This window comes from Microbacterium sp. RG1 (assembly GCF_005347485.1).
Classification (GTDB): domain Bacteria; phylum Actinomycetota; class Actinomycetes; order Actinomycetales; family Microbacteriaceae; genus Microbacterium; species Microbacterium binotii_A.
The window spans coordinates 137,295-162,334 of record NZ_CP034121.1; the positions used below are offsets into that span (position 1 = coordinate 137,295).

Genomic DNA, 25,040 nt, shown 5'->3' on the forward strand with positions numbered 1-25,040 from the left:
GGCGACGCGTCCTCGCGGCGACATTCGCCCGACATACGCGGCGGATAGGGTGGCCGGTATGGGGAACGAGATCGAGGGTTTCTACGCTGTCATTCCGGCAGGCGGCATCGGCAGCAGGCTCTGGCCGCTCTCGCGCGCCGACGCTCCGAAGTTCCTGCACGATTTGACCGGCTCCGGTCAGACGCTGCTGCGCGACACCTGGGACCGTCTCGAGTCGCTGGCCGGCCACGACCGGATCGCGGTCGTCACCGGGCGCGCGCACCGCGCCGCGGTCGAGAAGCAGCTGCCCGGCATCCCCGACAAGAACGTGTTCCTCGAATCCGAGCCGCGCGACTCCACGGCCGCGATCGGTCTCGCCGCGGCGATCCTCGTGCGCCGCGAGCCCGATGTCGTGATCGGTTCGTTCGCCGCGGACCACGTGATCCAGGGCGCGCGGATCTTCGACTTCGCCGTGCGGCAGGCGGTCGCGGTGGCTCGTGCCGGCTACATCTGCACGATCGGCATCCAGCCGTCTGAGCCCTCCACCGGTTTCGGATACATCAAGAAGGCAGACGAGCTGATCGTGGACGGCGCCCCGGAGGCGGCTCTCGTCGAGCGGTTCGTCGAGAAGCCCGACCTCGCCACGGCACGCGAGTACTTCACCGATCGCGCCTACTCCTGGAACGCCGGCATGTTCATCTCGCGTGCCGATGTGCTCCTCGCCGAGATCGAGGCGAACGAGCCCGAGCTGCACGCGGGTCTGGTCGAGCTCGCCGAGGCGTGGGACGACCGCGAGCGCCGCGGACCCGCGGTGGATCGCATCTGGCCGAACCTCAAGAAGATCGCGATCGACTACGCGGTCGCCGAGCCCGCGGCCGCCAAGGGCAAGCTCGCCGTCATCCCGGGCCACTTCGACTGGGACGACGTGGGCGACTTCGCGAGCCTCACGAAGCTCGTCTCGAACGGTCGGAAGAACGATCTGGCCGTGCTCGGCGAGCACGCCCGCATCCTCTCCGATGCGTCCAGCGGCATCGTGGTGACGCAGACGCAGCGCGTGATCAGCCTCATCGGCGTGCAGGACATCGTCGTCGTCGACACGCCCGACGCGCTCCTGGTCACCACGACCGAGCACGCTCAGCGCGTCAAGCAGGTCGTCGATGCGCTGAAACTCACGGGTCGCGGCGACGTGCTCTGACACCGGATGCGGCCGCCCGCCGCACCCGGGGAAGACGCGCTTCCAGGGCCGTTTGTAACCATTGGGTTGCGGCCTGCGGATCGGCCCATTGTGCGCGCGTCACATTAGGTAACGTTGCCGCATCCGTCCCCGGAACTGCCGGGGCATTCCCACGTCTCTTGATGGAGGACTCGTGAAGAAGACGACGACCAAGGCGCTGCTCAGCGGCCTGGCGATCGCGGCCACCGCCGTGCTGCTGGCCGGCTGTGGCTCCGCCCCCACGACCGAAACGACGAGCGGCTCCGCATCCGACGTCGTCGACGGCTTCAAGCCGTGCCTGGTCTCCGACGCGGGCGGCTGGGACGACAAGTCGTTCAATGAGTCCGCCAAGAACGGCATGGACAAGGCCGCCAAGGAGCTCGGTGTCACCCCGCTCGAGTTCGAGTCGACCAACGACAACGACTACGCGCCGAACATGCAGACCGCCATCTCCGAGGGCTGCACCCTCGTGATCGCCGTCGGCTTCAAGCTCGCCGCCGCGACCGTCGAGGCCGCCAACGCGAACCCGGACCTCGACTTCGCGATCATCGACGACTACGCCGACACCGACTTCGACGGCAAGACCGACGCGCCGAACATCAAGCCGCTGGTCTTCAACACGGCTGAGGCCGCGTACCTCGGCGGCTACGCCGCGGCTGCCTGGTCCGCCAAGGACGGCGTCAACAAGGTCGGTACCTTCGGCGGCATGCAGATCCCGTCGGTCGCCGTCTTCATGGACGGTTACGCGATGGGTGTCGAGAAGTACAACGAGGACAAGGGCGCGAACGTCCAGCTCTTCGGCTGGAACGCCGACACGCAGGAGGGTTCGTTCACCGGCGGCTTCGACGCCAACGACACCGCCAAGCAGACCGCTCAGGGTGTGCTCGACCAGGGTGTCGACGTGATCCTGCCCGTGGGTGGACCGATCTACAAGAGCGCCGCGGCGGCCATCGCCGACAGCGGGAAGAACACGCTCATGCTCGGTGTCGACAGCGACCTCGCCGTCGCCGACGACAGCGTCGCGGACATCACGCTGGTCTCGATCATGAAGGCGATCGACGTCGCCGTCTACGACGCGACCGTCGCCGCATCCAAGGGCGAGTTCGACCCGACCCCCTACGTCGGCACCCTGAAGAACGAGGGCGTGAAGCTGTCGAGCTTCCACGACTTCGAGTCGCAGCTGCCGGAGGGCCTGACCGACGAGCTCACCAAGCTCCAGGACGACATCATCGCGGGAACCATCACGGTGACCTCGAAGAACTCTCCCGCCGGTTCTTGATCTGAACCGCACCACCTCGGGGCGAGTGGCTTTCCAGCCGCTCGCCCCGAGTCCCGTTCCGACGCCTTTCGACAGGCATTTTCTCCCCAGGTAGGGTGCATCTATGAAGCTCGAGCTCCGCGGGATCACCAAGAGATTCGGCAGCCTCGTCGCCAACGACCACATCGATCTGGTGGTCCGCCCCGGCGAGATCCATGCGTTGCTGGGGGAGAACGGCGCAGGCAAGTCGACCCTCATGAACGTGCTGTACGGCCTGTATCGCGCCGATGAGGGCGAGATCCTCCTGGACGATGTCGTCCAGAACTTCCGCGGCCCCGGTGACGCCATGGCCGCGGGTATCGGCATGGTCCACCAGCACTTCATGCTCATCCCCGTTTTCACCGTCGCCGAGAACGTCATGCTCGGGCACGAGAGCACCAAGGCGCTCGGACGTCTCGACCTGAACGCCGCCCGCACGCACGTGCGCGAGGTCGCGCAGCGCTTCGGGTTCGAGATCGACCCCGACGCCCTCGTGGGGGATCTCCCCGTCGGCGTGCAGCAGCGCGTCGAGATCATCAAGGCGCTCTCGCGCGACGCGAAGGTCCTCGTCTTCGACGAGCCCACTGCGGTGCTGACACCGCAGGAGACCGACGAGCTCATGGCGATCATGCGCCAGCTGCGCGACGAGGGCACCTCCATCGTCTTCATCACGCACAAGCTGCGCGAAGTCCGCGAGGTCGCGGACCGCATCACGGTCATCCGGCTCGGCAAGGTCGTCGGCGAGGCGTCGCCGACCGCCACCAACACCGAACTCGCCTCCCTCATGGTCGGGCGTGCCGTCGAGCTCACCGTCCAGAAGGAGCCGCCGACGCTCGGCGAGGGCGGACTGAAGGTCAGCGGGCTGCGTGTTCTCACTTCCACCGGTGCGATCGTCGTCGACGGCGTCGATTTCGACGTACGTCCGGGAGAGGTGCTCGCGGTCGCCGGCGTGCAGGGCAACGGGCAGACCGAACTCGTCGAGGCGATCGTCGGACTCGCGGCGCGTGTCGAGGGCTCCATCAGCCTCGACGGCACCGAGCTGGTCGGCAAGAGCGTGCGAGCGATCCTCGACGAGGGCGTCGGGTTCGTGCCGGAGGACCGCAAGGAGGACGGCCTGGTCGGCGGTTTCTCCGTCGCCGAGAACCTCGTGCTCGACCGCTCCTCCGACCCGGCCTTCGCCCGCGGCGGAACGCTGCGCCGCCGCGCACTGGACGCGTTCGCGCGCGACCGCATCCAGGAATACGACATCCGCACCCGCGGCCCGGAGACCCCCGCGGGCACGTTGTCGGGCGGAAACCAGCAGAAGGTGGTCATCGCACGCGAGATGAGCCGCGACCTGCGCCTGCTGGTCGTCGCGCAGCCCACCCGCGGTGTCGACGTCGGCTCCATCGAGTTCATCCACAAGCGCATCATCGAGACACGGGATGCGGGCATCCCGATCGTGGTGGTCTCGACCGAGCTCGACGAGGTCAGCGCCCTCGCCGACCGCATCGCCGTCATGTACCGCGGCACCATCGTCGGCATCGTGCCCGGCGACACGTCCCGTGACACCCTCGGCCTCATGATGGCCGGCGCAACCGACCCGGAGGTGACCGCATGAGCGGTTCGACGCCCACGAGCGACGGAGGCGCACGCAAGAGCGACGGCGACGCCGAGCTCCCCCGCGCAACGGGGCCGCTGACCGGCGAGGAGATCGCCCCGACGCGCTCCGGCATCTTCCTGCGCGAGCTGATGCGCGGAAGCGCGGTGACGACCCTGCTCGCGATCGTGCTCGCGATGATCGTGGGCGGCATTCTCATCGCCGTCACCAACGAGAACGTGCAGGCCGCATCCGGCTACTTCTTCGCACGCCCCGGCGACACCTTCGTGGCCATCTGGCAGGCCGTCTACAACGGCTATGAGGCGCTCTTCCGCGGGGCGATCTTCAACGCACGCGGCGCCGACTTCGCCGCGCAGATCCGGCCGCTGACGAACGCGCTCGGCTTCGCCACTCCGCTCATCGCCGCAGGCCTGGGCGTCGCGCTCGCCTTCCGCGCGGGACTGTTCAACATCGGTGCCCGTGGTCAGATGCTCATCGCGGCCATGTTCGCGGGGCTGTTCGCCTTCAACCTCGACCTGCCGCTGTGGCTGCACCTGCCCATCACGCTGGTCGCCGGCATCGTCGGCGGTGCGCTGTGGGGTGGCCTCGTGGGCCTGCTGAAGGCGCGCACGGGTGCGCACGAGGTGATCCTCACGATCATGCTCAACTACGTGGCGTACTACCTGCTGCTGTGGATGCTGCGCACACCGGGGCTGCTCCAGATGGAGGGCACCAACCAGCCCATCACAAAGCCGACGCCGGAGTCGGCGCAGTTCCCCGACCTGCTGGGGCCGCAGTTCCCGCAGCTCAACTGGGGCTTCGTCGTCGTGATCGCCGCGACCGTGTTCGTGTGGTGGCTCATCGAGCGCTCCAGCCTCGGCCTGCGCCTGCGCGCGGTGGGGGAGAACCCTCACGCCGCGCGTGCTGCGGGTATGAGCGTCGACCGCCTCTACATCTACGCGATGCTGTTCGCGGGCGGCCTCGCAGGGCTCGCAGCGATGAACCAGATCCAAGGAACGGTGACCACCGGCTTCGGTGCCACCATCGACGCCGGCATCGGCTTCGACGCGATCACGGTCGCCCTGCTCGGCCGCAGCCGCGCGTGGGGGACGTTCGCCGCGGGCATCCTGTTCGGCGCCCTGAAGGCGGGATCCTTCTCGATGCAGGCGCAGGGCATCCCGGTCGACATCGTGCTCGTCGTCCAGTCGCTCATCGTGCTCTTCATCGCGGCGCCGCCCCTGCTGCGCGCGGTGTTCTTCCTGCCCAAGTCCGATGCCGAGAAGGCCGCCAAGGCGCGAGCCAAGGCCGCGAAGAAGGCGGTGGCCGCGTGAGCGCTCCGATCCACGACAACGCCCCCGCGCAGCTCGAGCAGAGTGACGGCACCATCCACCTCGCGGTCGTCAAGCAGCGGCATTTCAAGGCCCCCATCGTGTTGGCCGCGGTCGTCGCCCTTCTGGCCGCGCTGTTCGGCCTCTCCCCGAGGGACGGCACGTCGTCGTTCCGCCTGGGCGACCCCTCGCAGGCGCTCGCGCTCGCGGATGTGGGCGTGCCCACGGCCGTGACCTCGTGGCTGGTGTGGGCCGTGCTGGTGGTGCTGACCCTCGTCGCCTTCTGGCTCGCCTGGTCGTATCGCCGTCAGCCCCTCTGGCTGACCATCGCGTTCAGTGTCCTCGGCGTCTTCGCGTTCCTCGTCTGGGCCGGAGCCGACGGGCTCGTCCCCGTTCCCAGCCTCCTCTTCGGCGCCGTGTCGCTGTCGGTCCCGCTGGTCTTCGGCGCCCTCGGCGGCGTGATCGGCGAGCGTGTCGGCGTCGTCAACGTCGCCATCGAGGGTCAGCTGCTGCTCGGGGCCTTCTCCGCGGCGCTCCTGTCGAGCATCACGGGCAACCCGTTCATCGGGCTCATCGGAGCGATGATCGGCGGTGTTCTGGTCTCCTTCGTGCTGGCCGCGTTCGCGATCAAGTACCTCGTGGACCAGGTGATCGTCGGTGTCGTGCTCAACGTGCTCGTCACGGGTCTGACGGGATTCCTCTACGGTGCGCTGCTGGCACCGAACGAGAACCAGCTGAACCGTCCCGAGCGCTTCACCCGCCTGCAGATCCCGGGGCTCAGCGAGATCCCCGTGATCGGACCGGTCCTGTTCAACCAGACGTTCATCGTGTACCTGATGTTCATCACGGTCGCCCTCGTCGCCTGGGGCCTGTACCGCACCCGGTGGGGCCTGCGTCTGCGGGCCGTCGGCGAGCATCCGCAGGCAGCCGACACCGTGGGCATCAAGGTCAACGCCTCGCGGTTCTGGAACGTGTCTCTCGCGGGAGCCATCGCCGGCATCGGCGGCGCCTACTTCACGCTCGTCTCCGTGCCGCAGTTCGGCAAGGACATGACCGCGGGCCTCGGCTTCATCGCCCTCGCCGCCGTCATCTTCGGCCGGTGGGATCCGATTCGCGCCACGCTCGCGGCGCTGCTGTTCGGGTTCGCGACGAACCTGCAGAACCTGCTCACGGTGCTCAAGACGCCGATCCCCAGCGAGTTCATGCTCATGCTGCCCTACGTCGTGACGATCCTGGCCGTCGCAGGGTTTGCGGGGCAGATCCGGGGCCCCGCCGCCGCCGGAAAACCGTACATCAAGGGCTGACGCCCGCATCCGCTTCTTCGAAAGGACACCGTGACCGACATCGACTGGGACGAGCTGCGCACCGCCGCGACCGAGGCCATGCAGCGCGCCTACGCGCCCTACTCCCGATACAAGGTGGGAGCCGCCGCCCTCGTCACCGACGGGCGGATCGTCTCGGGGTGCAACGTCGAGAACGCGTCCTACGGCGTCGGGCTGTGCGCGGAGTGCGGCCTGGTCTCGGAGTTGAACATGACCGGCGGCGGCCAGCTGGTGGCCTTCGTGTGCGTGAACGGCGACGGACAGACGATCATGCCGTGCGGGCGCTGCCGCCAGCTGCTGAACGAGTTCGCGCTGCCCGGGATGCTGCTGGAGACCGTGTCGGGCATCCGCACGATCGACGAGGTGCTCCCCGACGCGTTCGGTCCCCGTGATCTCGAGGAGTACCGCCGATGAGCGCCGTCGAGCCGTTCGACGCCGTCGATGTGATCCGCGCCAAGCGCGACGGGGGCTCCGTCGATGAGCCCGCGCTCCGGTGGATGATCGATGCGTACACGCGCGAGTATGTGACGGACGCGCAGATGTCGGCGTTCGCCATGGCGGTGCTGCTCAACGGCATGAGCCGTGACGAGATCCGCGTGATGACCGATGCCATGATCGCCTCGGGTGAGCGGATGAGCTTCACCGCGCTGTCCAAGACGACGGTCGACAAGCACTCCACCGGCGGCGTGGGGGACAAGATCACGCTTCCGCTGGCGCCGCTGGTGGCGGCCTTCGGCGTCGCCGTGCCTCAGCTCTCGGGACGCGGTCTCGGCCACACGGGAGGCACGCTCGACAAGCTCGAGTCGATCCCGGGATGGCGGGCGGCTCTGTCCAACGACGAGATGTTCGCGCAGTTGGACGATGTCGGCGCCGTCATCTGCGCCGCGGGCTCGGGGCTCGCGCCGGCCGACAAGCGTCTGTACGCGCTGCGCGATGTGACCGGGACGGTCGAGGCCATCCCGTTGATCGCATCGAGCATCATGTCGAAGAAGATCGCTGAGGGCACCGCATCCCTCGTTCTCGACGTGAAGTTCGGTTCGGGCGCCTTCATGCAGGACATCGAGAAGGCTCGCGAGCTCGCGCGCACGATGGTCGCGCTCGGTAACGACTCGGGCGTCGCGACGACCGCCCTGCTCACCGACATGAACAGCCCGCTGGGCCGGGCGATCGGCAACGCGAACGAGGTCCGCGAGTCCGTCGAGGTCCTCGCCGGTGGCGGTCCCGCCGACGTCGTGGAGCTGACGGTCGCCCTCGCCCGCGAGATGCTGGCGCTAGCCGGCCAGCCCGACGCGGATGTCGAAGCGGCGCTGAAGGACGGGCGAGCGATGGATGTCTGGCGCCGCATGATCGTCGCGCAGGACGGCGACCCGGATGCGGCGCTGCCTGTGGCGCGGGAGACGCACACGGTGCTCGCGCCCCGTTCCGGCGTCGTGACGCGCCTGGAGGCGCTGCCGTTCGGCATCGCCGCGTGGCGGTTGGGGGCCGGGCGCGCGCGTCCGCAGGACGCCGTCGTGCACGCAGCGGGCATCGACCTGCATGCGCAGCTCGGGGAACGCGTGGAGGCCGGTCACCCGCTGTTCACCCTGTCGGCGGAGGATGCTGCCCGCTTCCCGCGCGCCCTGGAGGCGCTCGAGGGCGCATGGGAGATCGGCGACGCGGCACCGACCGCATCCGCCCGCGTCGCCGAACGCATCACCGCCTGAGTCCACCGCGATCCGCGAGGAGCACCCCTTATGCCCATCGACCAGCACGGCGACGCGACCCTCGACGGAGTGTCGCTGCGGAGCCTGCCGAAGATCTCCCTGCACGATCACCTCGACGGTGCCGTGCGTCCCGACACGATCGTCGAGCTCGCCGAGGCCGCGGGTCTTCCCGTGCCCGAGAGCGACGGTGACGACCTCGCCGACTGGTTCGCCGAGACGAGCGACTCGGGCTCGCTCGTCGAGTACCTGAAGACCTTCGACCTCACGACATCGGTCATGCAGACGCGCGAGAACCTGACGCGGATCTCCCGCGAGTTCGTCGAGGATCTGGCCGCCGACGGCGTCATCTACGGCGAGGTGCGCTGGGCGCCCGAGCAGCACCTGTCCGGCGGGCTCTCCCTCGAAGAGGTCGTCGAAGCGGTGCAGGAGGGCATCGAGGAGGGCGAGGATACGGCGGCGGATGCCGGACACGACATCCGCGTCGGGCAGCTCATCACCGCGATGCGCCACACCGACCGTTCGCTGGAGATCGCCAAGCTCGCCGTCGCCTTCCGCGATCGCGGGGCGGTGGGCTTCGACATCGCGGGCCCCGAAGACGGCTTCCTGCCGTCGCGTCACCGCGCCGCCTTCGATTACCTCGCCGCGCAGTTCTTCCCGGTCACCGTCCACGCCGGCGAGGCGGCGGGACTCGACTCGATCCGTTCGGCCCTGCTGGACGGCCGCGCACTGCGTCTCGGCCACGGCGTGCGCATCGCGCAGGACCTCGAGGTCGTCTCGCGCGAGGGCGACGTCGTCGAGGTCGTCTTCGGCGATCTGGCGCGCTGGGTGCGCGACCGCGAGATCCCGCTGGAACTCTCGCCGAGCTCCAACCTGCAGACCGGCGCGATCGCCGCGTGGGGCAACGAGATGGCGGATCACCCCTTCGACCTGCTGTACCAGCTGGGATTCGCGGTGACCGTCAACGTCGACAACCGCACGCAGAGCCGCACATCACTCACGCGGGAGCTGGCGCTGCTCGCGGAGGCCTTCGACTACGGCCTCGACGACCTCGAGACGTTCCAGATCAACGCCGCCGCGGGCGTCTTCCTGCCGGTCGAGGAGCGCGAGGAGTTGATCGACCTCATCAGCGACGGCTTCGCCTGAGTCTTCGCCGTCGCGCCGTCGCCCTTGCGATGGGCGCCGCCCCTGCGGCGTGCGCTCGGCGCTCTCCATTCCGTGTCTCGGTTGTTCACCGTCGCTAGGCGTCGGGCGTGAACCGTTGAGACACGGATGCGGGTGCTTGGTGGCTCCGACGCTCCGTGTCCCACTTGTTCACGTTTTCGGTGTGCGGGGGTGCAGGAGTGAGACACGGATGCGGGTGCCTGTCGGCGCTCTCGCTCCGTGTCTCGATTGTTCACCGTTTCGGGGCGTTGAGCGTGAGCCAGTGAGACGCGAGTGCGGGGGCCTCGGGTGCGTGGCTCACGGGTTCACTTTCAGCGCCTCTCGAGCGTGAACGACTGAGACCCGTGTGTGGCCGTCGGCAAGACGGGCCCTCCCCAAGTGCGTGAGTTCGGCGGGTCGCCGACGATGCGCGCGAGCGGGAGGAGACGCGGTGCGTTGCCGTGATGTGATCCGCGGATGACCGACGCGGCGTTCCCGGCATCCGCCTTCTCGTATCGATCCGCGCGGGAGGCGGGAATCGGACGCGGGGTTCTCCAAGGGAACCGGTTCATCTCGCCGTTCCACGGCGTGCGTGCGGAGCGCCCGGAGCCGCATCCGGAGATCGACGAGCTCATGCGTCTGTGCCATTGGTATCTGCCCCGTCTGCGAGAGGGGCAGTTCTTCAGCCACGCCACGGCGCTCGCCCTGTACGGCGCCGCGGTTCCGGCGCCGGATGCGCGGGCGGTGCACGTCTCGGTGCATCGGCCCGCCTCCCCGCCGCGGACCCGCGGTGTGCACGGCCACCGTCTGCAGCAGCGGGACCCCGGCATCCGCCTGCTCGGTCGGCTTCCTGTTGAAGCTCCCGAGAGAGCCTGGGTGCAGGCATCCCGAACCTGGATGACGGATGACCTCGTCGTCGCCGCCGACCACCTCGTGCGTCGTGACCGCCCCCTCACCACCATCCAGGCGCTGACGACCGAGGCGCTGCGGATGCGCGGCGACGTCCTCGGCGAGCCGCTGTCACTCATCCGGGAGGGGTCGGAGTCTGCGCGGGAGACGCTGTTGCGTCTGGTGCTGGTGCGCGCGGGACTACCCGAACCTGAGCTCAACCTGCCGCTTCGGGACGCACAGGGACGCACCATCGCGCGTCTGGATGAGTCGTTTCCTGCATACCGCGTGGCCGTGGAGTACGACGGGCGTCAACACGCGTTCAGCGTCACGCAGTTCCGCCGCGACGCGGATCGCTGGGACGCGATTCGGGATGCGGGATGGCACCTCGTCCGCATCCTCGACCACCACCTCTCACCCGATCCGGGAATGGCGGTCGCCAAGGTACGCGCCGCGCTCACCGCGCGGGGCTGGACGGACCGGGGGTCGCGGTCCGCGCTCTGACGCCGGCGCGCTCGGCGCGTGTCTCGAATGTTCACGCACTTGGAGCCTGCGGCGTGAAGGAGTGAGACACGCTGGGGCTCGGCTGAGCTGCGTGTCTCGACCGTGCACGGTCTTGGTGTGTGCCAGGTGAATTGGTGAGACACGGACGCGCCGGGGTGCGCTGCGTGTCTCAGGCGTGCACGCACTTGTGGCCCAGGGCGTGAAGGAATGAGACACGGGATGCGGGCGGGGGCGGTGAGCGGGCGGGTGCGGGATGCGGGATGGGGCGGTGAGCGGGCGGGGGCGGGATGCGGGATGCCGCGCCGGGCGGGGCGGGCGGGGGATGGAAGCCCGCGTCAGCTGACCTCGGCGGTCAGCGAGGGAGGGATGCGGCGAATTCGGTGACGAGCTCCGCCACCCGCCGGGTCATGTCCGCCTCGTCGATCGTGGGAGTGCCGTCGCCCGCCTGGGGGCCGTACGCGCCGAAGGATGCGTGCGATGCGCCGTCGATCTCGACGAAGTCCGCGTCGGACGGAAGGAGGGGCGCTGCATCCCGGATCTTCGCCGGGGTCGACAGTCCGTCCTCGCTGCCGCCGATGCTGAGCACGGGGAGCCCCGTCGCCGACAGGTCGTTCGCGCAGTAGGAGGCGAAGAGCACGAGTGCGTCCGCGTCCGTCGCAAGCTGGCAGGCGCGGACTCCGCCGAGCGAGTGGCCGCCCACCATCCACGTGCGGACCTCGGGCGCGAGGGAGGTGAACGCGTCCAGCGGGCGCGGGTCGAGGAAGGCGAGGTTGTACCAGGGGCGGGTGATCACGACGGTGATGCCGTCGTCGACGAGACCTGAGAGCGTGGCCGCGTACGCGATCGGCTCGACCTTGGCGCCCGGGATGAACACGAGCCCCACATCGGACGCTCCGGATGCGGGTGAGAGAACGATCGCGCCGGCCTGTTCGTCGACCGTGACGGCGTCGTCGGCCCGGACCGCCGCAAGCGGCTCGGGCTCCGCTGCCATGACCCCCACCTGACCCCAGATGAGCACGCCCAGAACGGCGGCCACGACGAGTGCGCCCAGGCCGCCGAACGACCACGCCAGAACCCGACGGACGCGGCGGCGAGGACGAGAAGGCGCGGGATCGGTCACCTGTCCAGGCTAGAGGGCGCAGACCGTGAGAACGTCGCGAGCCCCGCGCCCGTCATGGTCGACGGTGGCGGGGCTCGCGAGAGCGGTTGCTCAGGCCGATTGGTGCGCCGCCACGACATCGCGCACCGCTTCGAACAGCGGATGCTGCGGCTCGAGGCCCGTGACCTCGGTCGTGAACGCCGCGGCGCTCTTCGTGGTGAGCAGGCGCTGCAGTTCGACCGCCTCCGGGTCTTCGGCGGAGGAGAAGGACAGTGCGGCGCCCATCGTGGCGACGAGTGCCGCGGTGGACAGACCACGCTCGGCGGCCTCCGCGGCGGGTCCGACGAAGCGCTCGTGACGCGAGAGCTTGCGCAGCGGCTGTCGGCCGACACGCCACACCGTGTCGGGGAGCGCCGGGTTGCGGAAGCGGGCCAGGATCGTCTCCCGGTAGCGGGCGAGCTCGTCGGGGGCGAACTCGTGCTTCGCGATGAGCACGGCCGACGTCTCGGCCAGCGTCGCCGACACCGCCGCTGCGATCTCCGGTTCGGCCAGCGCATCCGAGATGCGCTCGATGCCCGCGCGTGCACCGTAGTAAGCGGTCGCGGCGTGACCGGTGTTCACCGTGAAGAGCTTGCGCTCGATGTACGGCGCCAGATCATCGACGAAATGGGCGCCCGGGATGCGGGGCAGCGCGCCGCCGAAGGGCGCCTGCTCGATCGCCCACTCGTAGAAGGGCTCCACGACGACGTCGACGCCTGCGTCCGCCGGTTGGCCCGGCACGATGCGGTCGACGGCGGAGTTGGCGAACACGGCGCGCGCGGACAGTGCCGCCCAGTCGTCGCCAGCCTGCTCCCGGACGTGCGCGCGCAGCTGGTCGGTCGCGCCGATCGCGTTTTCGCACGCCATGACCTGCAGCGGTGCGAGGGTCTCGTCACGCTGGGCGAGTCCGGCACGGATGAGAGGGGCCACGAACTTCAGGATCGTGGGGCCGACCGCGGTCGTGACCACATCCGCCGACGCGATCTCGTCGACGACCGCTTGCGGGTCCTCGGCGCTGTTGAGGGCGCGGAACCCGGTGACCACGACGTCCGTGCCGCCGTCGCCGACCTCGTGAACCGTGTAGCTGTCGACCGCGTTGATCGCATCGACGAGCCCGGCCGACACATCGGAGAACACCACTTCGTAGCCCCCCTCGTGCAGGAGGAGGCCGACGAAGCCGCGTCCGATGTTGCCGGCGCCGAAATGGACGGCCTTCATGCGTTCACCGACGCGAGCAGTTCGTACAGATCCTCGGGCGTCGACGCGGCCTTGAGGCGCGCGACGTCGTCCTCGTCGGAGAAGAGGAGCGCGATCTGCGACAGGATGTCCAGGTGCTCGTCGCCCTTGCCGGCGATGCCGATCACGAACGACACGGGGTTGCCGTCCCAGTCGACGCCACCGTCGTAGCGGACCACCGAGAGGCCGGAGGCGAGGATCTCGTCCTTCGTCTCGTTGGTGCCGTGCGGGATCGCGAGCTCGTTGCCCATGTAGGTCGACACCGCCTGCTCGCGCTGCTGCATGGCGTCGAAGTATCTGACGGTGACGGCGCCGGCGGACTCCAGGATGCCGGCCGCTTCGCGCATGGCCTCATCGCGGGTCGCGCCGCCCGAGTGGATGCGCACCTGTCCGATACCGAGAACTGCCATGATTCTTCCTTTCCCGTTCCTGCCGCGCGCTGCCTGCTCGCGGCGCCGCGGACACCTCGTGCCCGCCGGACACGGATGCGGGCCGCACGGTGTGTGCGACCCGCATCCTGTGGGGTCAGCCCTGCTGACCATCCTTCTGCTGATCGACGACCAGGTCCACGACCTCTTCGTACTTCGGAGAGTTCATGAAGTTGTCGACCGAGACGTGCACCGCACCGGGCGTCTGCTTGCGCGCGCGGTCGGTCAGCTGGTTCTGGGTGATGACCAGGTCCTCGCTGCCGTCGAGGTTCGCGATCGCCTTGTTGGTGACCGTGACGCCTTCGACGCCCGCCTTCTTGATCTTGTTGCGCAGCACGCTCGCGCCCATGGCGGAGGAACCCATCCCGGCGTCGCACGCGAAGACGATGTTGGTGACCTTCGTCGTGGTCAGCAGCCCGCCGTCGGCCTGGCCGCCGGTCTCCATGACGGTTTCGAGCTTGTCGAGCACCTCGTTCGCGTCGCGCGCGGCAGTGGCATCCGAAGAGCTCGAGGCGCGCAGGGCGTCCATTGCGGCGGACGACTTGCCCTTGTTCGCCTCGGTCTGGGCGATCGCGGCGCCGAAGGTGTCGGCCTCGGCCTCGAGGTCCCGCTTGCGCGAGGCGCGGAGGATGATGGCGGTCAGGATGAAGGTGACCGCTGCCGCGATGACCACCGACAGCAGCACGATCAGCAGGTTGCCGACACCCGGGCCGATCGCCGCGGCTCCGACGGCGATGATGCTGCCGGGGGCCGCGGGGAAGGCGAGTCCGCCGCCGAGCACCATGTTGGTCGTGACACCGGCCGCGCCACCCGCGATGAGAGCGAGGATGGTCATCGGCTTGCTCAGCGCGTACGGGAAGTAGATCTCGTGGATGCCGCCGAAGAACTGGATGATCGCCGCGCCCGGGGCGGACGCCTTCGCGGCGCCGACACCGAAGAACGTGAAGGCGAGCAGCAGACCGATACCGGGGCCGGGGTTGGCCTCGATGAGGAACAGGATCGACTTGCCGGCGTTGGTGGCCTGCTCGATGCCCAGCGGCGTGAACACGCCGTGGTTGATGGCGTTGTTGAGGAACAGCACCTTGGCGGGTTCCACGATGATCGACACGATCGGCAGCAGGTTCAGCGACACCAGCCAGTTCACCGCCTCACCGAGGCCGTCGCTGATGGCCAGGAAGACCGGGCCGAAGGCGAAGAAACCGACGATCGCGAGGATCATGCCCAGGATGCCGGCGGAGAAGTTGTTGACCAGCATCTCGAAGCCGGGCTTGATCTTGCCGTCCCAGAGCTTGTCCATCTGCTTGGTGATCCAGGCCGCGATCGGGCCCATGATCATCGCGCCGAGGAACATCGGGATGTTGGTGCCGAGGATGACACCCATCGTGGCGATGGTGGCCACCACGCCGCCGCGTTCGCCGTAGACCATGCGGCCGCCGGTGTTCGCGATCAGCAGCGGCAGCAGGTAGGTGACCATGGCGCCGACGAGACCCGCGTAGGCCTGGAAGGTGCCGCCGTCGCCCTGGGCGAGCGCGGTCATGGCGCCGTTCCAGCCGATGAGGGCGGAGTCACCGCCGCCGCCGATGATCTCGGAGACGGGGTACCAGTGCCAGCCGAAGGGGCTGTCCGCGCCGAAGAAGCCGGCGGGGATGAACAGCATCGTGATGAAGCCCCACGCGATGAAGGCCGCGATGTTGGGCATGATCATGCCGGAGAGGAACGTGCCGAATCGCTGGACCGCGACCCGGGCTCCTCCCGGCTGCTTGACGGGAGCTGACGTCGTCGTCATGGGACTGTCTCTTTCTACTCTTTGTGTGAGGGGTGTTACGCGGTGGTGGTGGCTGCGGCCGCGCGGGCGGCGTCGCGGGCGGATGCGGCGTCGTCGGCGGCCAGGGCTGCCTCGGCGATGCGGCGGGCATCGTCGAGGCTGTACTTCAGGAGGGTGGCGCGCACGTCGGCGAGGGCCGTCGGGGCCATCGAGAGGCTCGTCGCGCCGAGGCCGACCAGGACCACGGCCAGCAGCGGATCGGCCGCCGCCTCGCCGCAGATGCCGACGGGCTTTCCGAGCTCGCGCCCGGCCCGACCGGTGGTGCCGATGAGTCCGAGGACCGCGGGGTGCCACGGGTCCTGGAAACCGGCGACGGAGCCGAGGAGGCGGTCGGCTGCCAGGGTGTACTGGGTCAGGTCGTTGGTTCCGATGGACGCGAAGTCGGCGTGCTTCAGCACCCGGTCGGCGAGAAGCGCGGACGAGGGGACCTCCACCATCACGCCGGCCGTCTTGATGCCGAACTCGCGGGCGAGTTCCACGAAGTAGGTCGTCTCCTCGACGGTGGCGACCATCGGTGCCATGACCCAGAGGTCCGCAGGCTCACCGGATGCGGCGATCGCCGCATCCGCTTCACTCAGCGCCGTCAGCTGCTCGCGCAGGATGTCCTCGTTCGCGCGGAGGGCGCGCAGGCCCCGGAGCCCGAGCGCCGGGTTCTCCTCGTGTGCGTCGTTGAGGAACGCGAGCGGCTTGTCGGCGCCCGCGTCCAGCGCCCGGACGACGACCTTCTTGCCGCGGAACGCCGAGAGCAGGCGCGTGTACGACTCCCGCTGCTGTGCGACCGTCGGCGCGTTGGCGGAGCTGAGGAAGAGGAACTCGGTGCGGAACAGGCCGACGCCTTCGGCGCCGAGCGCGACAGCCTCGGCGGCGCCCTCGGGGTTGCCGAGGTTGGCCAGCAGCGGCACCGCGGTGCCGTCGGAGAGCGCACCGGGCGTGATCGGTGCGGATGCGGCCGCGGCGCGCGCGTCGGCGCGGTTCTGCGCGCGGCGCAGCTCCTCCTCGGTCGGCTCCGTGGTCACGACGCCGGCGGCCGCGTCCACGATGACGACCTGGCCGTCGACGAGGTCTGCGGCAGCCGCAGCGCCCACGATCGCCACGATCCCCTTCTCGCGGGCCAGGATCGCGGTGTGCGAGGTGGGGCCGCCTTCACTCGTGACGAGGGCGAGCACCTGGTCGAGATCCAGCAGCGCGGTGTCGGCGGGAGCGAGGTCGGTGGCCACCAGCACGTAGGGATGACCGGGCTCGGGGAGGCCGGGAGCCGCGACGCCCCGCAGGCGGGCGATCACACGCTGAGCCACATCGTCGAGGTCCGCGGCGCGCTCGCCGAGGTAGCCGCCGACGGCGACGAGGGTGTCGCGGAAGCTTGCGAAGGCGTCGTACACGGCGCGCTCGGCGGTGGCGCCGGCGGCGAGACGCGTGTCTACCTCCGACTCCAGCGCCGGGTCCTCGGCCATCATCGCCTGAGCCTCCAGGACGTCCTGCGCAGCGCCGCCGGCGGTGGCGCCGCGCTGCTCGAGCTCACGCGCGACGGCTGCGACGGCCTCGCGCACTCGGGCGGTCTCGGCGGCGACGTCGAGCGTCGAAGGCTCGTCGGCGGGGGCGGGAAGCGGTGCGGCCATGCGGGCGACGGGGCCCTGCGCGACGCCGAGTCCGATACCGACTCCGGGAATGGTGGTGCTCATGGTGTGTCTCCTCAGGCGGCGTCGTGGTCGGTGGTCAGCAGGTCGGCGAGACGGTCGAGGATCGCCTCGGCGTCGCCGCCGTCCACGGTCAAGGTCACGTAGTCGCCGTAGTCCAACCCGAGCGAGATGACGCCGAGGATGCTCGCGGCGTTCGTCGCCGCCCCCGAGTCCTTCGCGATCGTGACCGGGACTCCCGCATCCTTGGCCGCCTGGGCGAAGAGCTTCGCGGGGCGGGCGTGCAGGCCGTGCGACGAGCCGATGCGCACAGTACGGGTTGCGAGGGACATGTGGGTGCCTTTCCTTCTCAGGCCGTGGGGCCGGGCAGCGACGCGGTCGCGTTCGTGATCAGGTCGAGCGTTCGCCGACCGTCTCGGTCCGTGAAGATGTCCTCGGGTAGGACGATCACGGAAGCTCCGTGGCGCGCCGCATCCTCTCGGATGCTGTCCGCCACCTGGGTCAGATGCGGTCCGATGAGCACGAGCTCCGCCTCGCCGATGCGCGCCGCCAACGCGACGTGCGGTACGGCTTCGGCCTGGAGATCGAGCCCGGCGGACACCGCCGCTCGCTGCAGCCGCTGTGCCACGAATGTGCTCGACGCACCAGCGCCGCACACCACCAGGATCCTCATCGACCCGCCTCCTTCCTCTCCATCCTGTGAACCTCCCGAGAGCGCGGCAACCAGAGGTTCTTCCGCCCCGAGCGGAAATCGCCGCGGCAGGGCAGGCCCCCGTCGCCGCCCACGTGATGGAATGGACTGCCGGTGCCAGCCGGGATCTCGGAGGGTGACGTGACGCGAGCGCGACAGGACAGGGTGCTGGGCATCCTGGTCCGCGAGCGCGATTGGATCACCGCCGGCACGCTCGCCGACCTCCTCGGGGTCACCCCGCGCAGCATCCGCAGCTATGTCACCGCGCTGAACGCGCGTGCCGCGGGGGCCGTCGAGTCGGGTCCGCTCGGCTACCGCGCCGGCGCCGAGGCGGCCGCCACGCTGCGCGATCACCCGACGGATGCGGGAACACCCCGCGACCGGCTCCACACGATCGTGCGGGCGCTGCTCGCCGGGGACGCGGGCATCGACGTCTTCGACACGGCGGACCGGCTGTTCGTCAGCCCCGCCACCCTCGAGTCCGACCTCGCCCGGGTGCGAGGCCTCCTGGGGGGAACGGATCTGGTGCTGGAGCGTTCCGCGTCCAGGGCGCGGCTCATCGGTTCCGAAGCAGCGCAGCGCAGGCTCCTCAGCCGTCTCGTGCACGACGAGATGGATGAGGGGGCCTTCGACCTCTCGGCGCTGCGGCGCACCCTGGGAGAGGAGTCCGTCGCGCCGCGGGCGTTCGGCCAGTTCAAAGCGGAGCTGGTCGCGCAGCTGAGCGAGCTGGGCTACTACGTGAACGAGTTCGGCATCGCCGACGTGCTGATGCACATCGCGATCTCCGCCGACCGGGTTTCTCTCGGTCGCGCGTTGGACGAGGCCGCGACGACGCCGACAGATGCGCAGGCGGCGATCGCCGGGGTCATCGACGAGCTTGCGCAGGAGCACCTGGGGGTGCACCTGGGGACGGGAGACACCATCCACCTCGCCACGATCGTGCTGACGCGCATCGTCGCCCCCGGCGCCGCCGACTCGGCACGGACGCCCCTCGACGCCGAGGTGGAGCAGGTGGTGAGCGAGGTGGTGGCGGAGGCCGCATCCGAGTTCCTCGTCGACATCCTCGCGCCCGAGTTCGTGCAGCGTCTGAGCCTGCACGTGCAGAACCTGCGGCTTCGCGCGCGGGAGAACGCGTGGTCGCGCAACCCCCTGACCCGCTCGCTGAAGTCGACGTACCCGATGATCTTCGACGTCGCCGTCTACATCGCGAGCCGCTTGCAGGAACGCCTCGACATCCCGCTCCTGGACGACGAGATCGCCTACATCGCGATGCACGTCGGCGGCCAGCTCGAGCGCAGCCGCCGCTCCGACAACCTGTTGACGGCCACCATCGTGTGCCCGGGATACTACGAGCTGCACGAGCTGCTGCGATCGAGCGTCGACCGCTCGCTCGGCCAGGCGATCGAGGTCGTTGACGTCGAGACGCGGGTCGATCCCGATTGGTCCTCGATCGACACGGACCTCGTCCTGACCACCATCGACGCGCCCGTGTCGGGGGAGCGCTTCGTGCGGATCCAGCCGTTCCTGACCCCCGGCGACATCGAGCGCGTGCAGGCCGTGGCCGGCCGCATCCGCCGTGGGCGTCGCCTCGCGCGCCTGCGCGCGGAGCTGGAGCGCTACTTCGACGCGACGTCGTTCGTGCGCGGGCTCGATGCGTCCGAGGGTGAGGAAGGTGTCATCCGTCAGCTCGGCGGTCTGCTGGTGGAGCGCGGTGTCATCGACGCGGACTACGTCGAGCGCGCCATCGAGCGCGAGCGCCTGTCATCGACGGCGTTCACCGACGCGCTCGCCGTGCCGCACGCGATCGGCATGACCGCGGTGCGCACGGCCATCGCGATCGGCATCGCCGACCCGCCGATGCCGTGGGGCGATTCTCGGGTGCAGGTCGTCGCGCTCGCGGCGTTCTCCGAGACCGACCGCGAGGCGTTTCAGACCGTGTTCGAGCAGTTCGTGGAGGTGTTCAGCGAACGCGATTCGGTACAGCGGATCGTGCGTCGCGGTACCGACTTCTCCGCCTTCCTCGACGAGCTCGTCGCCGTCATCGACGGCTGACTCCGGCCGCGCAGGCGAGGATCCCCAAGCGCTCGTCGTCCTCGCCTGCCGCCCCCGAATCTTGCGTGTCTCCCTCGTGCACGTTTCGGAGCGCCGTGGCGTGAACGACTGAGACACGGGCGGCGTGGGGTCGGTGCGTGTCTCAGACGTTCACGCTTCGGACGCGATTCACGTGAACGATTGAGACACGGAGATGCCGGGCCCTACGGAGATGCCGGGCCCGACGCGGATGCCGGGACCCGACGCGGATGCGGCGCATCAGTGGATGCGGGCGGTCAGCGGTGGCGGAGACGGGCGGTCAGCGCGGCGCGGACCGTCGGCCACTCGCCGTCGATGACCGAGAAGACGACGGTGTCGCGCATCGTTCCGTCCGACCACACCGTGTGATTGCGCAGGACGCCGTCCTGTTTGGCGCCGAGTCGGGCGATAGCGGCGCGCGACTGATGGTTGTGCCAGTGGGTGCGGAACTCGACCGCCCCGCATCCGAGCTGGTCGAACGCGCGCTCCAGGAGCAGGAGCTTCGCGGCCGGATTGATGCCGATGCCCTGGGCGGCGCGCCCCATCCAGGTCGACCCGATCTCGAGTCGCCGGTTGGTTTCGTCGAGGTTGAGGTAGGTCGTCATGCCGACGGCGCGGCCGTCGCGCACCGACACGATCGCCCACGGGGCGACGAGGCCGGCCCGCTGCCGTTCGAGTCGACTCTCGATCTCGTCCCGCATGCCGTCCGGCGAGGGGATGCGGGTGTACCAGGTGCGCCAGAGCTCATCGACCGCGACGGCCGCCGCGAGGTCGTCGGCGTGCTCGGGCGCCAGCTGCTCGAGACGCACGTGGGCGTTCTCGAGCAGCGGGGCCTCGGACCAGCCGCTCACGAACGCGCGTCCAGCAGCGCCCGCACCCCGTCGCTCAGGGCGGCGATGCGCTCGGTCGCATCCGTCGCCGACTCTCCGCGGACGTCGAGGTACGCCTTGAGCTTGGGCTCGGTGCCCGACGGGCGCACGATCACGCGCGAGCCTCCCTTGAGGGTGTAGCGCAGCACGTCGCTCGCGGGGAGCGTCTCCGACCCCGCGCTGAGGTCCTCGACCGCCTTGACCTTCACCTCGCCGATGCGCGACGGAGGATCCGCCCGCAGGCTCGACATGATCGTGCCGATGATCGAGAGATCCTGCACGCGCACCGAGATCTGGTCGCTGGCGAAGAAGCCGAACGTCCGGTCGAACTCATCGAGCAGATCCTGCAGCGTCCTTCCGGAGCCACGGGCCTCGCTCGCGAGCTCGAGCGCCGCGACGGCCGCCGAGATGCCGTCCTTGTCGCGCACGGTCTCGGGGTTCACGAGGTAGCCGAGCGCCTCCTCGAAGCCGAAGATCAGCTCGGGCGCGCGCGAGATCCACTTGAAGCCGGTGAGGGTCGCGGTGAAGCCCAGGCCGTAGTGCTCGGCGACGGTCTGGAGCCCGGGGGAGGAGACGAGCGAGCAGGCGAGCGTTCCGGATGCGCCGGCCTCCGCAGCCTTGCGTGCCGCCCGCCAGCCGAGCAGCAGCCCGATCTGGTTGCCCGTCAGACGGCGCCAGCCGCCTTCCGCATCCGCGTCGGGCACGGCCACCGCGAGGCGGTCGGCGTCGGGGTCGTTGGCGATGACGAGTTCCGCATCCGCCTCCCGCGCCGTCTGGAAGGCGAGGTCCATCGCGCCGGGTTCCTCCGGATTCGGGAAGGCGACGGTCGGGAAGCGCCCGTCCGGCTCGGCCTGCGCGGCCACCTGAACGGGCTCGGGGTATCCGGCCGCGGCGACGATGCGCCCCAGCGTCTCCCCGCCCACGCCGTGCATCGCGGTGTAGACCCAGCGCAGTCCCTCGGCGCCTGCAGGCGCGGGCCCGACGGCGGCGGTGGCCGAGACGTACGCCTCGACGACCTCCTCGGATGCGGTGCGGTACCCCAGCGAGCGGGGGATCTCGCTCGCCGAGACCTCCGTCGCGATGCGCGAGATCTGCGCCGCGATCTCGCCGTCGGCGGGGGGCACGATCTGCGATCCGTCGTCGGCGCCGCCGAGGTACACCTTGTAGCCGTTGTCGTTCGGCGGGTTGTGGCTCGCGGTGACCATGACGCCCGCGTCCGCATCCAGATGCCGGACGGCGAAGGCGAGGACCGGGGTGGGCAGCAGCCTCGGCAGCAGCACGGCGTCCAGCCCCGCCCCCGCGAAGATCTCCGCCGAGTCGCGCGCGAAGACGTCCGAGTTGCGGCGCCCGTCGTAGCCCACCACGACGCGAGGCGTGTGGCCTTCGGCCGCGTTGGCCGAAAGATACGCGGCGAGCCCCGCGGCCGCCTGCGCGACGAGTACGCGGTTCATCCGGTTGCTGCCCGCACCGAGCTCGCCTCGGAGCCCGGCGGTGCCGAACGCGAGGCGGGTGCCGAAGCGGTGGTCGAGATCGGCGAGAGCGGATGCGTCGCCCGCGTCCGCTCTGGCGAGGAGGTCGGTGAGCTCCTCACGCGTCTCGGGATCGGGGTCCTGCGCGAGCCACGCGCGGGCGGCCTCCACGGCGTCGCTCACAGCCGGCCGATCACACGGGCGAGGAGATCGGAGATCACGGGCTCCGCCTCGCGGCCCGCCTCGATCACCTCGGCGTGGCTGAGCGGGGTGGGCGAGATGCCCGCGGCGAGGTTGGTGATGAGCGAGAAGCCCAGCACCTCCATCCCGGCCTGGCGGGCGGCGATCGCCTCGAGAGCGGTCGACATGCCGACGATGTGTCCACCGATAATCTTGGCCATCTGCACTTCGGCGGGCGTCTCGTACTGCGGCCCGCGGAACTGGCAGTAGACGCCCTCATCCAGGCTCGGGTCAACGGTGCGGGCGAGATCGCGCAGGCGCGAGGAGTAGAGGTCGGTGAGGTCGACGAACGTCGCACCCTCGAGCGGTGAGTCCGCGGTGAGGTTGATGTGGTCGCTGATCAGCACGGGCGTTCCGGGCTTCCAGTGCTCCTTGATGCCGCCGGCGCCGTTGGTGAGCACCATGGTGCGCGCGCCGGTCGCGGCGGCCGTACGCACGCTGTGCACGACGCGGCGGGTGCCGTGGCCCTCGTAGTAGTGCGTGCGCGCGCCGATGACCAGCACGTGCGTGCCCGCAGGCGTGCGGACGCTGCGAAGCGTGCCGACGTGGCCTTCCAGCGCCGGCTTGCTGAAGCCGGTGACCTCCGGCGCGTCGATCGTCGCGACGGTCTCACCGATGAGCTCCGCGGCCTTGCCCCAGCCGCTGCCGAGCGTGAGGGCGATGTCGTGCTGGGCGACGCCGGTGAGGCGCGCGATGTCGTCGGCGGCGCGGCGAGCGATCTCGAACGGATCGGCGGCCGGGTCGTCGAGCGGGTTGAGGGGGGTCGTTGCCATGTCCCCACCTTATGAACCCGAGGCCCCGTGGGCCACATCGACGCTCGCCGCATCCCCCGATTCGTCGGCGCGCGCCGTCGGGGGAGAGAATGAGCACCATGTCTGCGAGCTTCGAGAGCGCCCAGCGCGTCGCGATCATCGGTGGTGGCCCGGGCGGCTACGAAGCGGCGCTGGCGGCGGCCCAGCTGGGAGCCGAGGTGACGCTCGTCGAACGCGCCGGTGTCGGCGGGTCGGCGGTGATCACGGACGTCGTTCCCTCGAAGTCCCTCATCGCCACGGCGGATGCGGCTGTCGCCATCGCCGGGGCGAGCGATCTGGGCGTCCAGCTCTTCGCGAAGGACGGCACCGGCAAGCCCCTGCAGCCGCAGGTGGCGATAAACCTCGCTGCCGTGAACAAACGGCTCCTCTCGCTCGCCCGTCAGCAGTCCGACGACATGCGCGCCTCGCTCGTGTCCGCGGGCGTGCGCATCATCTCGGGTCACGGCCGCCTCGACGGAGCCGGCGCGGTGGTCGCCTCCACCGGTCCCGGCGGCACGGACTTCGACCGGGTGGAGGCCGACACGCTCGTGGTCTCCGTCGGCGCCTCCCCGCGTCAGCTCGCCACCGCCAAGCCCGACGGCGAACGCATCCTCACGTGGACCCAGCTCTACGACATGAAGACCATCCCCGAGCACCTCATCGTGGTGGGCTCGGGCGTGACGGGCGCGGAGTTCGCGTCCGCCTACATGAACCTCGGCGCCAAGGTGACGCTCGTCTCCAGCCGCGACCAGGTGCTTCCCGGCGAGGATGCGGATGCCGCGGCGGTGCTCGAGAAGGTCTTCGCCCGCGGCGGCATGACGCTGCTGGCGAAGGCGCGCGCCGAGCGCGCCGAGAACACCGGCGACGGCGTCCGGGTGACCCTCGCCGACGGGCGCACGATCGAGGGCAGCCACTGCCTCATGGCCGTGGGCTCCATCCCGAACACGTCGGGCATCGGCCTCGAGGAGGCCGGTGTCGAGACGACGGAGTCCGGCCACATCCGGGTCAACCGCGTCGCGCGCACCTCGGTGCCCAACATCTACGCGGCGGGGGACTGCACCACCTTCGTCCCGCTCGCCTCCGTCGCCGCGATGCAGGGGCGCACGGGGATCTTCCACGCCCTCGGCGACGTGGTCATCCCGCTCGAGCAACGACGCATCGCCGCCAACATCTTCACCGCGCCCGAGATCGCGACGGTCGGCTGGCAGGAGAAGGACATCCGCGACGGCGCCATCAACGGCGTCGTGTGCAAGATGCCACTCGCGGCCAACCCGCGCGCCAAGATGATGGGCATCAAGGACGGCTTCGTCAAGATCATCGCGCGCGAGGGCAGCGGAACCGTCATCGGCGGCACGATCGTCGGTCCGCGCGCATCCGATCTCATCTACCCGATCGCCATCGCCGTGGAACGCCGCCTGACCGTCGACCAGGTGTCGCGCGTGTTCACGGTGTACCCGTCGCTGTCGGGCTCTGTGACCGACGCGATGCGTGCCATGCACGTGATCGAGCCGGCCACCGAAGACGAGGACTGATCCGGATGCGGCCGCGCGCCGCATCCGCCGACGTCACCGCGCCGCGCGCTCGTTGCGTCGTTGCTGCCACACTTCTGCGCACCCGCGACAGGGAATGACTGTGGCATGTGCGAAGAAGTGGCGCAGTCGCGCACATGCGACGCAACTCGGGCACCCGGGCGGGT

21 protein-coding genes are annotated in these 25,040 nt (G+C 69.9%); 11 read left to right on the forward strand and 10 right to left on the reverse strand.

The features are described from left to right. Window positions 1-58: 58 nt before the first annotated feature. From EHF32_RS00620 to EHF32_RS00660, 9 genes are all read left to right on the forward strand, one after another. Window positions 59-1,174, forward strand: a complete 1,116-nt coding sequence (locus EHF32_RS00620) for a mannose-1-phosphate guanylyltransferase (protein ID WP_137416320.1) — start codon at window positions 59-61, stop codon at window positions 1,172-1,174. 172 nt (window positions 1,175-1,346) lie between these two features. Beyond that, window positions 1,347-2,471, forward strand: coding sequence for a BMP family lipoprotein (locus tag EHF32_RS00625; RefSeq protein WP_137416321.1), 1,125 nt, complete (start codon window positions 1,347-1,349; stop codon window positions 2,469-2,471). A gap of 103 nt (window positions 2,472-2,574) precedes the next feature. After that, window positions 2,575-4,089, forward strand: a complete 1,515-nt coding sequence (locus tag EHF32_RS00630; RefSeq protein ID WP_137416322.1) for an ABC transporter ATP-binding protein — start codon at window positions 2,575-2,577, stop codon at window positions 4,087-4,089. Next, a complete protein-coding gene (locus EHF32_RS00635) occupies window positions 4,086-5,399 on the forward strand; it encodes an ABC transporter permease (protein ID WP_137416323.1) in 1,314 nt (437 codons plus the stop codon). Before EHF32_RS00630 ends, EHF32_RS00635 begins: the two co-directional genes overlap by 4 nt. Next, window positions 5,396-6,700 (forward strand): ABC transporter permease, encoded by a 1,305-nt coding sequence (locus EHF32_RS00640; RefSeq protein WP_234073437.1) that lies wholly within the window; start codon window positions 5,396-5,398, stop codon window positions 6,698-6,700. The genes EHF32_RS00635 and EHF32_RS00640 overlap by 4 nt, the downstream gene beginning before the upstream one ends. Window positions 6,701-6,730: 30 nt before the next feature. Beyond that, window positions 6,731-7,132: a cytidine deaminase gene (locus tag EHF32_RS00645; protein ID WP_137416324.1), complete on the forward strand. Its 402-nt coding sequence runs from the start codon at window positions 6,731-6,733 to the stop codon at window positions 7,130-7,132. Beyond that, the gene (locus tag EHF32_RS00650) at window positions 7,129-8,421 is read left to right on the forward strand and encodes a thymidine phosphorylase (protein ID WP_137416325.1); all 1,293 of its coding nucleotides are present in this window, start codon (window positions 7,129-7,131) and stop codon (window positions 8,419-8,421) included. Before EHF32_RS00645 ends, EHF32_RS00650 begins: the two co-directional genes overlap by 4 nt. A gap of 30 nt (window positions 8,422-8,451) precedes the next feature. Then, the gene (locus EHF32_RS00655) at window positions 8,452-9,564 is read left to right on the forward strand and encodes an adenosine deaminase (RefSeq protein ID WP_137416326.1); all 1,113 of its coding nucleotides are present in this window, start codon (window positions 8,452-8,454) and stop codon (window positions 9,562-9,564) included. Between the two features lie 474 nt (window positions 9,565-10,038). Beyond that, the gene (locus EHF32_RS00660) at window positions 10,039-10,953 is read left to right on the forward strand and encodes a hypothetical protein (protein ID WP_137416327.1); all 915 of its coding nucleotides are present in this window, start codon (window positions 10,039-10,041) and stop codon (window positions 10,951-10,953) included. A gap of 352 nt (window positions 10,954-11,305) precedes the next feature. On the opposite strand, the gene EHF32_RS00665 is transcribed toward EHF32_RS00660, so the two are convergent. From EHF32_RS00665 to EHF32_RS00695, 7 genes are all read right to left on the reverse strand, one after another. After that, on the reverse strand, window positions 11,306-12,073 hold the full coding sequence (locus tag EHF32_RS00665; RefSeq protein WP_152035408.1) for an alpha/beta hydrolase: 768 nt from the start codon (window positions 12,071-12,073) through the stop codon (window positions 11,306-11,308). Window positions 12,074-12,163: 90 nt separating this feature from the next. After that, window positions 12,164-13,309, reverse strand: coding sequence for a mannitol-1-phosphate 5-dehydrogenase (locus tag EHF32_RS00670; RefSeq protein ID WP_137416328.1), 1,146 nt, complete (start codon window positions 13,307-13,309; stop codon window positions 12,164-12,166). Next, window positions 13,306-13,737 (reverse strand): PTS sugar transporter subunit IIA, encoded by a 432-nt coding sequence (locus tag EHF32_RS00675; RefSeq protein ID WP_137416329.1) that lies wholly within the window; start codon window positions 13,735-13,737, stop codon window positions 13,306-13,308. The genes EHF32_RS00670 and EHF32_RS00675 overlap by 4 nt, the downstream gene beginning before the upstream one ends. A 115-nt stretch (window positions 13,738-13,852) precedes the next feature. Next, window positions 13,853-15,541 (reverse strand): PTS mannitol transporter subunit IICB, encoded by a 1,689-nt coding sequence (locus tag EHF32_RS00680; protein ID WP_137416330.1) that lies wholly within the window; start codon window positions 15,539-15,541, stop codon window positions 13,853-13,855. A 35-nt stretch (window positions 15,542-15,576) separates the two neighbouring features. Then, entirely contained in the window at window positions 15,577-17,259 is a 1,683-nt protein-coding gene (gene ptsP / locus EHF32_RS00685; RefSeq protein ID WP_137416331.1) for a phosphoenolpyruvate--protein phosphotransferase, read from the reverse strand. An 11-nt stretch (window positions 17,260-17,270) separates the two neighbouring features. Next, a complete protein-coding gene (locus EHF32_RS00690) occupies window positions 17,271-17,546 on the reverse strand; it encodes an HPr family phosphocarrier protein (RefSeq protein WP_137416332.1) in 276 nt (91 codons plus the stop codon). A gap of 17 nt (window positions 17,547-17,563) precedes the next feature. After that, window positions 17,564-17,887, reverse strand: a complete 324-nt coding sequence (locus tag EHF32_RS00695; protein ID WP_137416333.1) for a PTS sugar transporter subunit IIB — start codon at window positions 17,885-17,887, stop codon at window positions 17,564-17,566. A gap of 159 nt (window positions 17,888-18,046) precedes the next feature. Here EHF32_RS00695 and EHF32_RS00700 point away from each other — a divergent pair, with 159 nt between their 5' ends. Beyond that, window positions 18,047-19,957 carry a BglG family transcription antiterminator gene (locus tag EHF32_RS00700; protein WP_192900665.1) on the forward strand — a complete coding sequence of 637 codons (1,911 nt, stop codon included), beginning with the start codon at window positions 18,047-18,049 and terminating at the stop codon, window positions 19,955-19,957. 275 nt (window positions 19,958-20,232) lie between these two features. Here the strand turns inward: EHF32_RS00700 and EHF32_RS00705 are convergent, their stop codons facing one another. From EHF32_RS00705 to EHF32_RS00715, 3 genes are read right to left on the reverse strand one after another with little or no spacing between them, the layout of a single operon-like run. Next, window positions 20,233-20,826 (reverse strand): GNAT family N-acetyltransferase, encoded by a 594-nt coding sequence (locus EHF32_RS00705; RefSeq protein WP_137416334.1) that lies wholly within the window; start codon window positions 20,824-20,826, stop codon window positions 20,233-20,235. After that, window positions 20,823-22,496 carry a phospho-sugar mutase gene (locus EHF32_RS00710; protein ID WP_137416335.1) on the reverse strand — a complete coding sequence of 558 codons (1,674 nt, stop codon included), beginning with the start codon at window positions 22,494-22,496 and terminating at the stop codon, window positions 20,823-20,825. Before EHF32_RS00710 ends, EHF32_RS00705 begins: the two co-directional genes overlap by 4 nt. Further along, window positions 22,493-23,326: a purine-nucleoside phosphorylase gene (locus EHF32_RS00715; protein ID WP_137416336.1), complete on the reverse strand. Its 834-nt coding sequence runs from the start codon at window positions 23,324-23,326 to the stop codon at window positions 22,493-22,495. The genes EHF32_RS00710 and EHF32_RS00715 overlap by 4 nt, the downstream gene beginning before the upstream one ends. An 89-nt stretch (window positions 23,327-23,415) precedes the next feature. Between EHF32_RS00715 and EHF32_RS00720 the strand changes: the two genes are divergently transcribed. Continuing rightward, window positions 23,416-24,876: an NAD(P)H-quinone dehydrogenase gene (locus tag EHF32_RS00720; protein ID WP_137416337.1), complete on the forward strand. Its 1,461-nt coding sequence runs from the start codon at window positions 23,416-23,418 to the stop codon at window positions 24,874-24,876. Window positions 24,877-25,040: the final 164 nt, after the last annotated feature.

Bases quoted from the DNA above. Each gene is read 5' to 3' on its own strand.
- EHF32_RS00630 (WP_137416322.1), top strand. From the start codon at position 2,575: ATGAAGCTCGAGCTCCGCGGGATCACCAAGAGATTCGGCAGCCTCGTC.
- ptsP (WP_137416331.1), bottom strand. From the start codon at position 17,259: ATGAGCACCACCATTCCCGGAGTCGGTATCGGACTCGGCGTCGCGCAG.
- EHF32_RS00655 (WP_137416326.1), top strand. From the start codon at position 8,452: ATGCCCATCGACCAGCACGGCGACGCGACCCTCGACGGAGTGTCGCTG.
- EHF32_RS00660 (WP_137416327.1), top strand. From the start codon at position 10,039: ATGACCGACGCGGCGTTCCCGGCATCCGCCTTCTCGTATCGATCCGCG.
- EHF32_RS00635 (WP_137416323.1), top strand. From the start codon at position 4,086: ATGAGCGGTTCGACGCCCACGAGCGACGGAGGCGCACGCAAGAGCGAC.
- EHF32_RS00695 (WP_137416333.1), bottom strand. From the start codon at position 17,887: ATGAGGATCCTGGTGGTGTGCGGCGCTGGTGCGTCGAGCACATTCGTG.
- EHF32_RS00620 (WP_137416320.1), top strand. From the start codon at position 59: ATGGGGAACGAGATCGAGGGTTTCTACGCTGTCATTCCGGCAGGCGGC.
- EHF32_RS00675 (WP_137416329.1), bottom strand. From the start codon at position 13,737: ATGGCAGTTCTCGGTATCGGACAGGTGCGCATCCACTCGGGCGGCGCG.
- EHF32_RS00690 (WP_137416332.1), bottom strand. From the start codon at position 17,546: ATGTCCCTCGCAACCCGTACTGTGCGCATCGGCTCGTCGCACGGCCTG.
- EHF32_RS00680 (WP_137416330.1), bottom strand. From the start codon at position 15,541: ATGACGACGACGTCAGCTCCCGTCAAGCAGCCGGGAGGAGCCCGGGTC.
- EHF32_RS00650 (WP_137416325.1), top strand. From the start codon at position 7,129: ATGAGCGCCGTCGAGCCGTTCGACGCCGTCGATGTGATCCGCGCCAAG.
- EHF32_RS00715 (WP_137416336.1), bottom strand. From the start codon at position 23,326: ATGGCAACGACCCCCCTCAACCCGCTCGACGACCCGGCCGCCGATCCG.
- EHF32_RS00720 (WP_137416337.1), top strand. From the start codon at position 23,416: ATGAGCACCATGTCTGCGAGCTTCGAGAGCGCCCAGCGCGTCGCGATC.
- EHF32_RS00670 (WP_137416328.1), bottom strand. From the start codon at position 13,309: ATGAAGGCCGTCCATTTCGGCGCCGGCAACATCGGACGCGGCTTCGTC.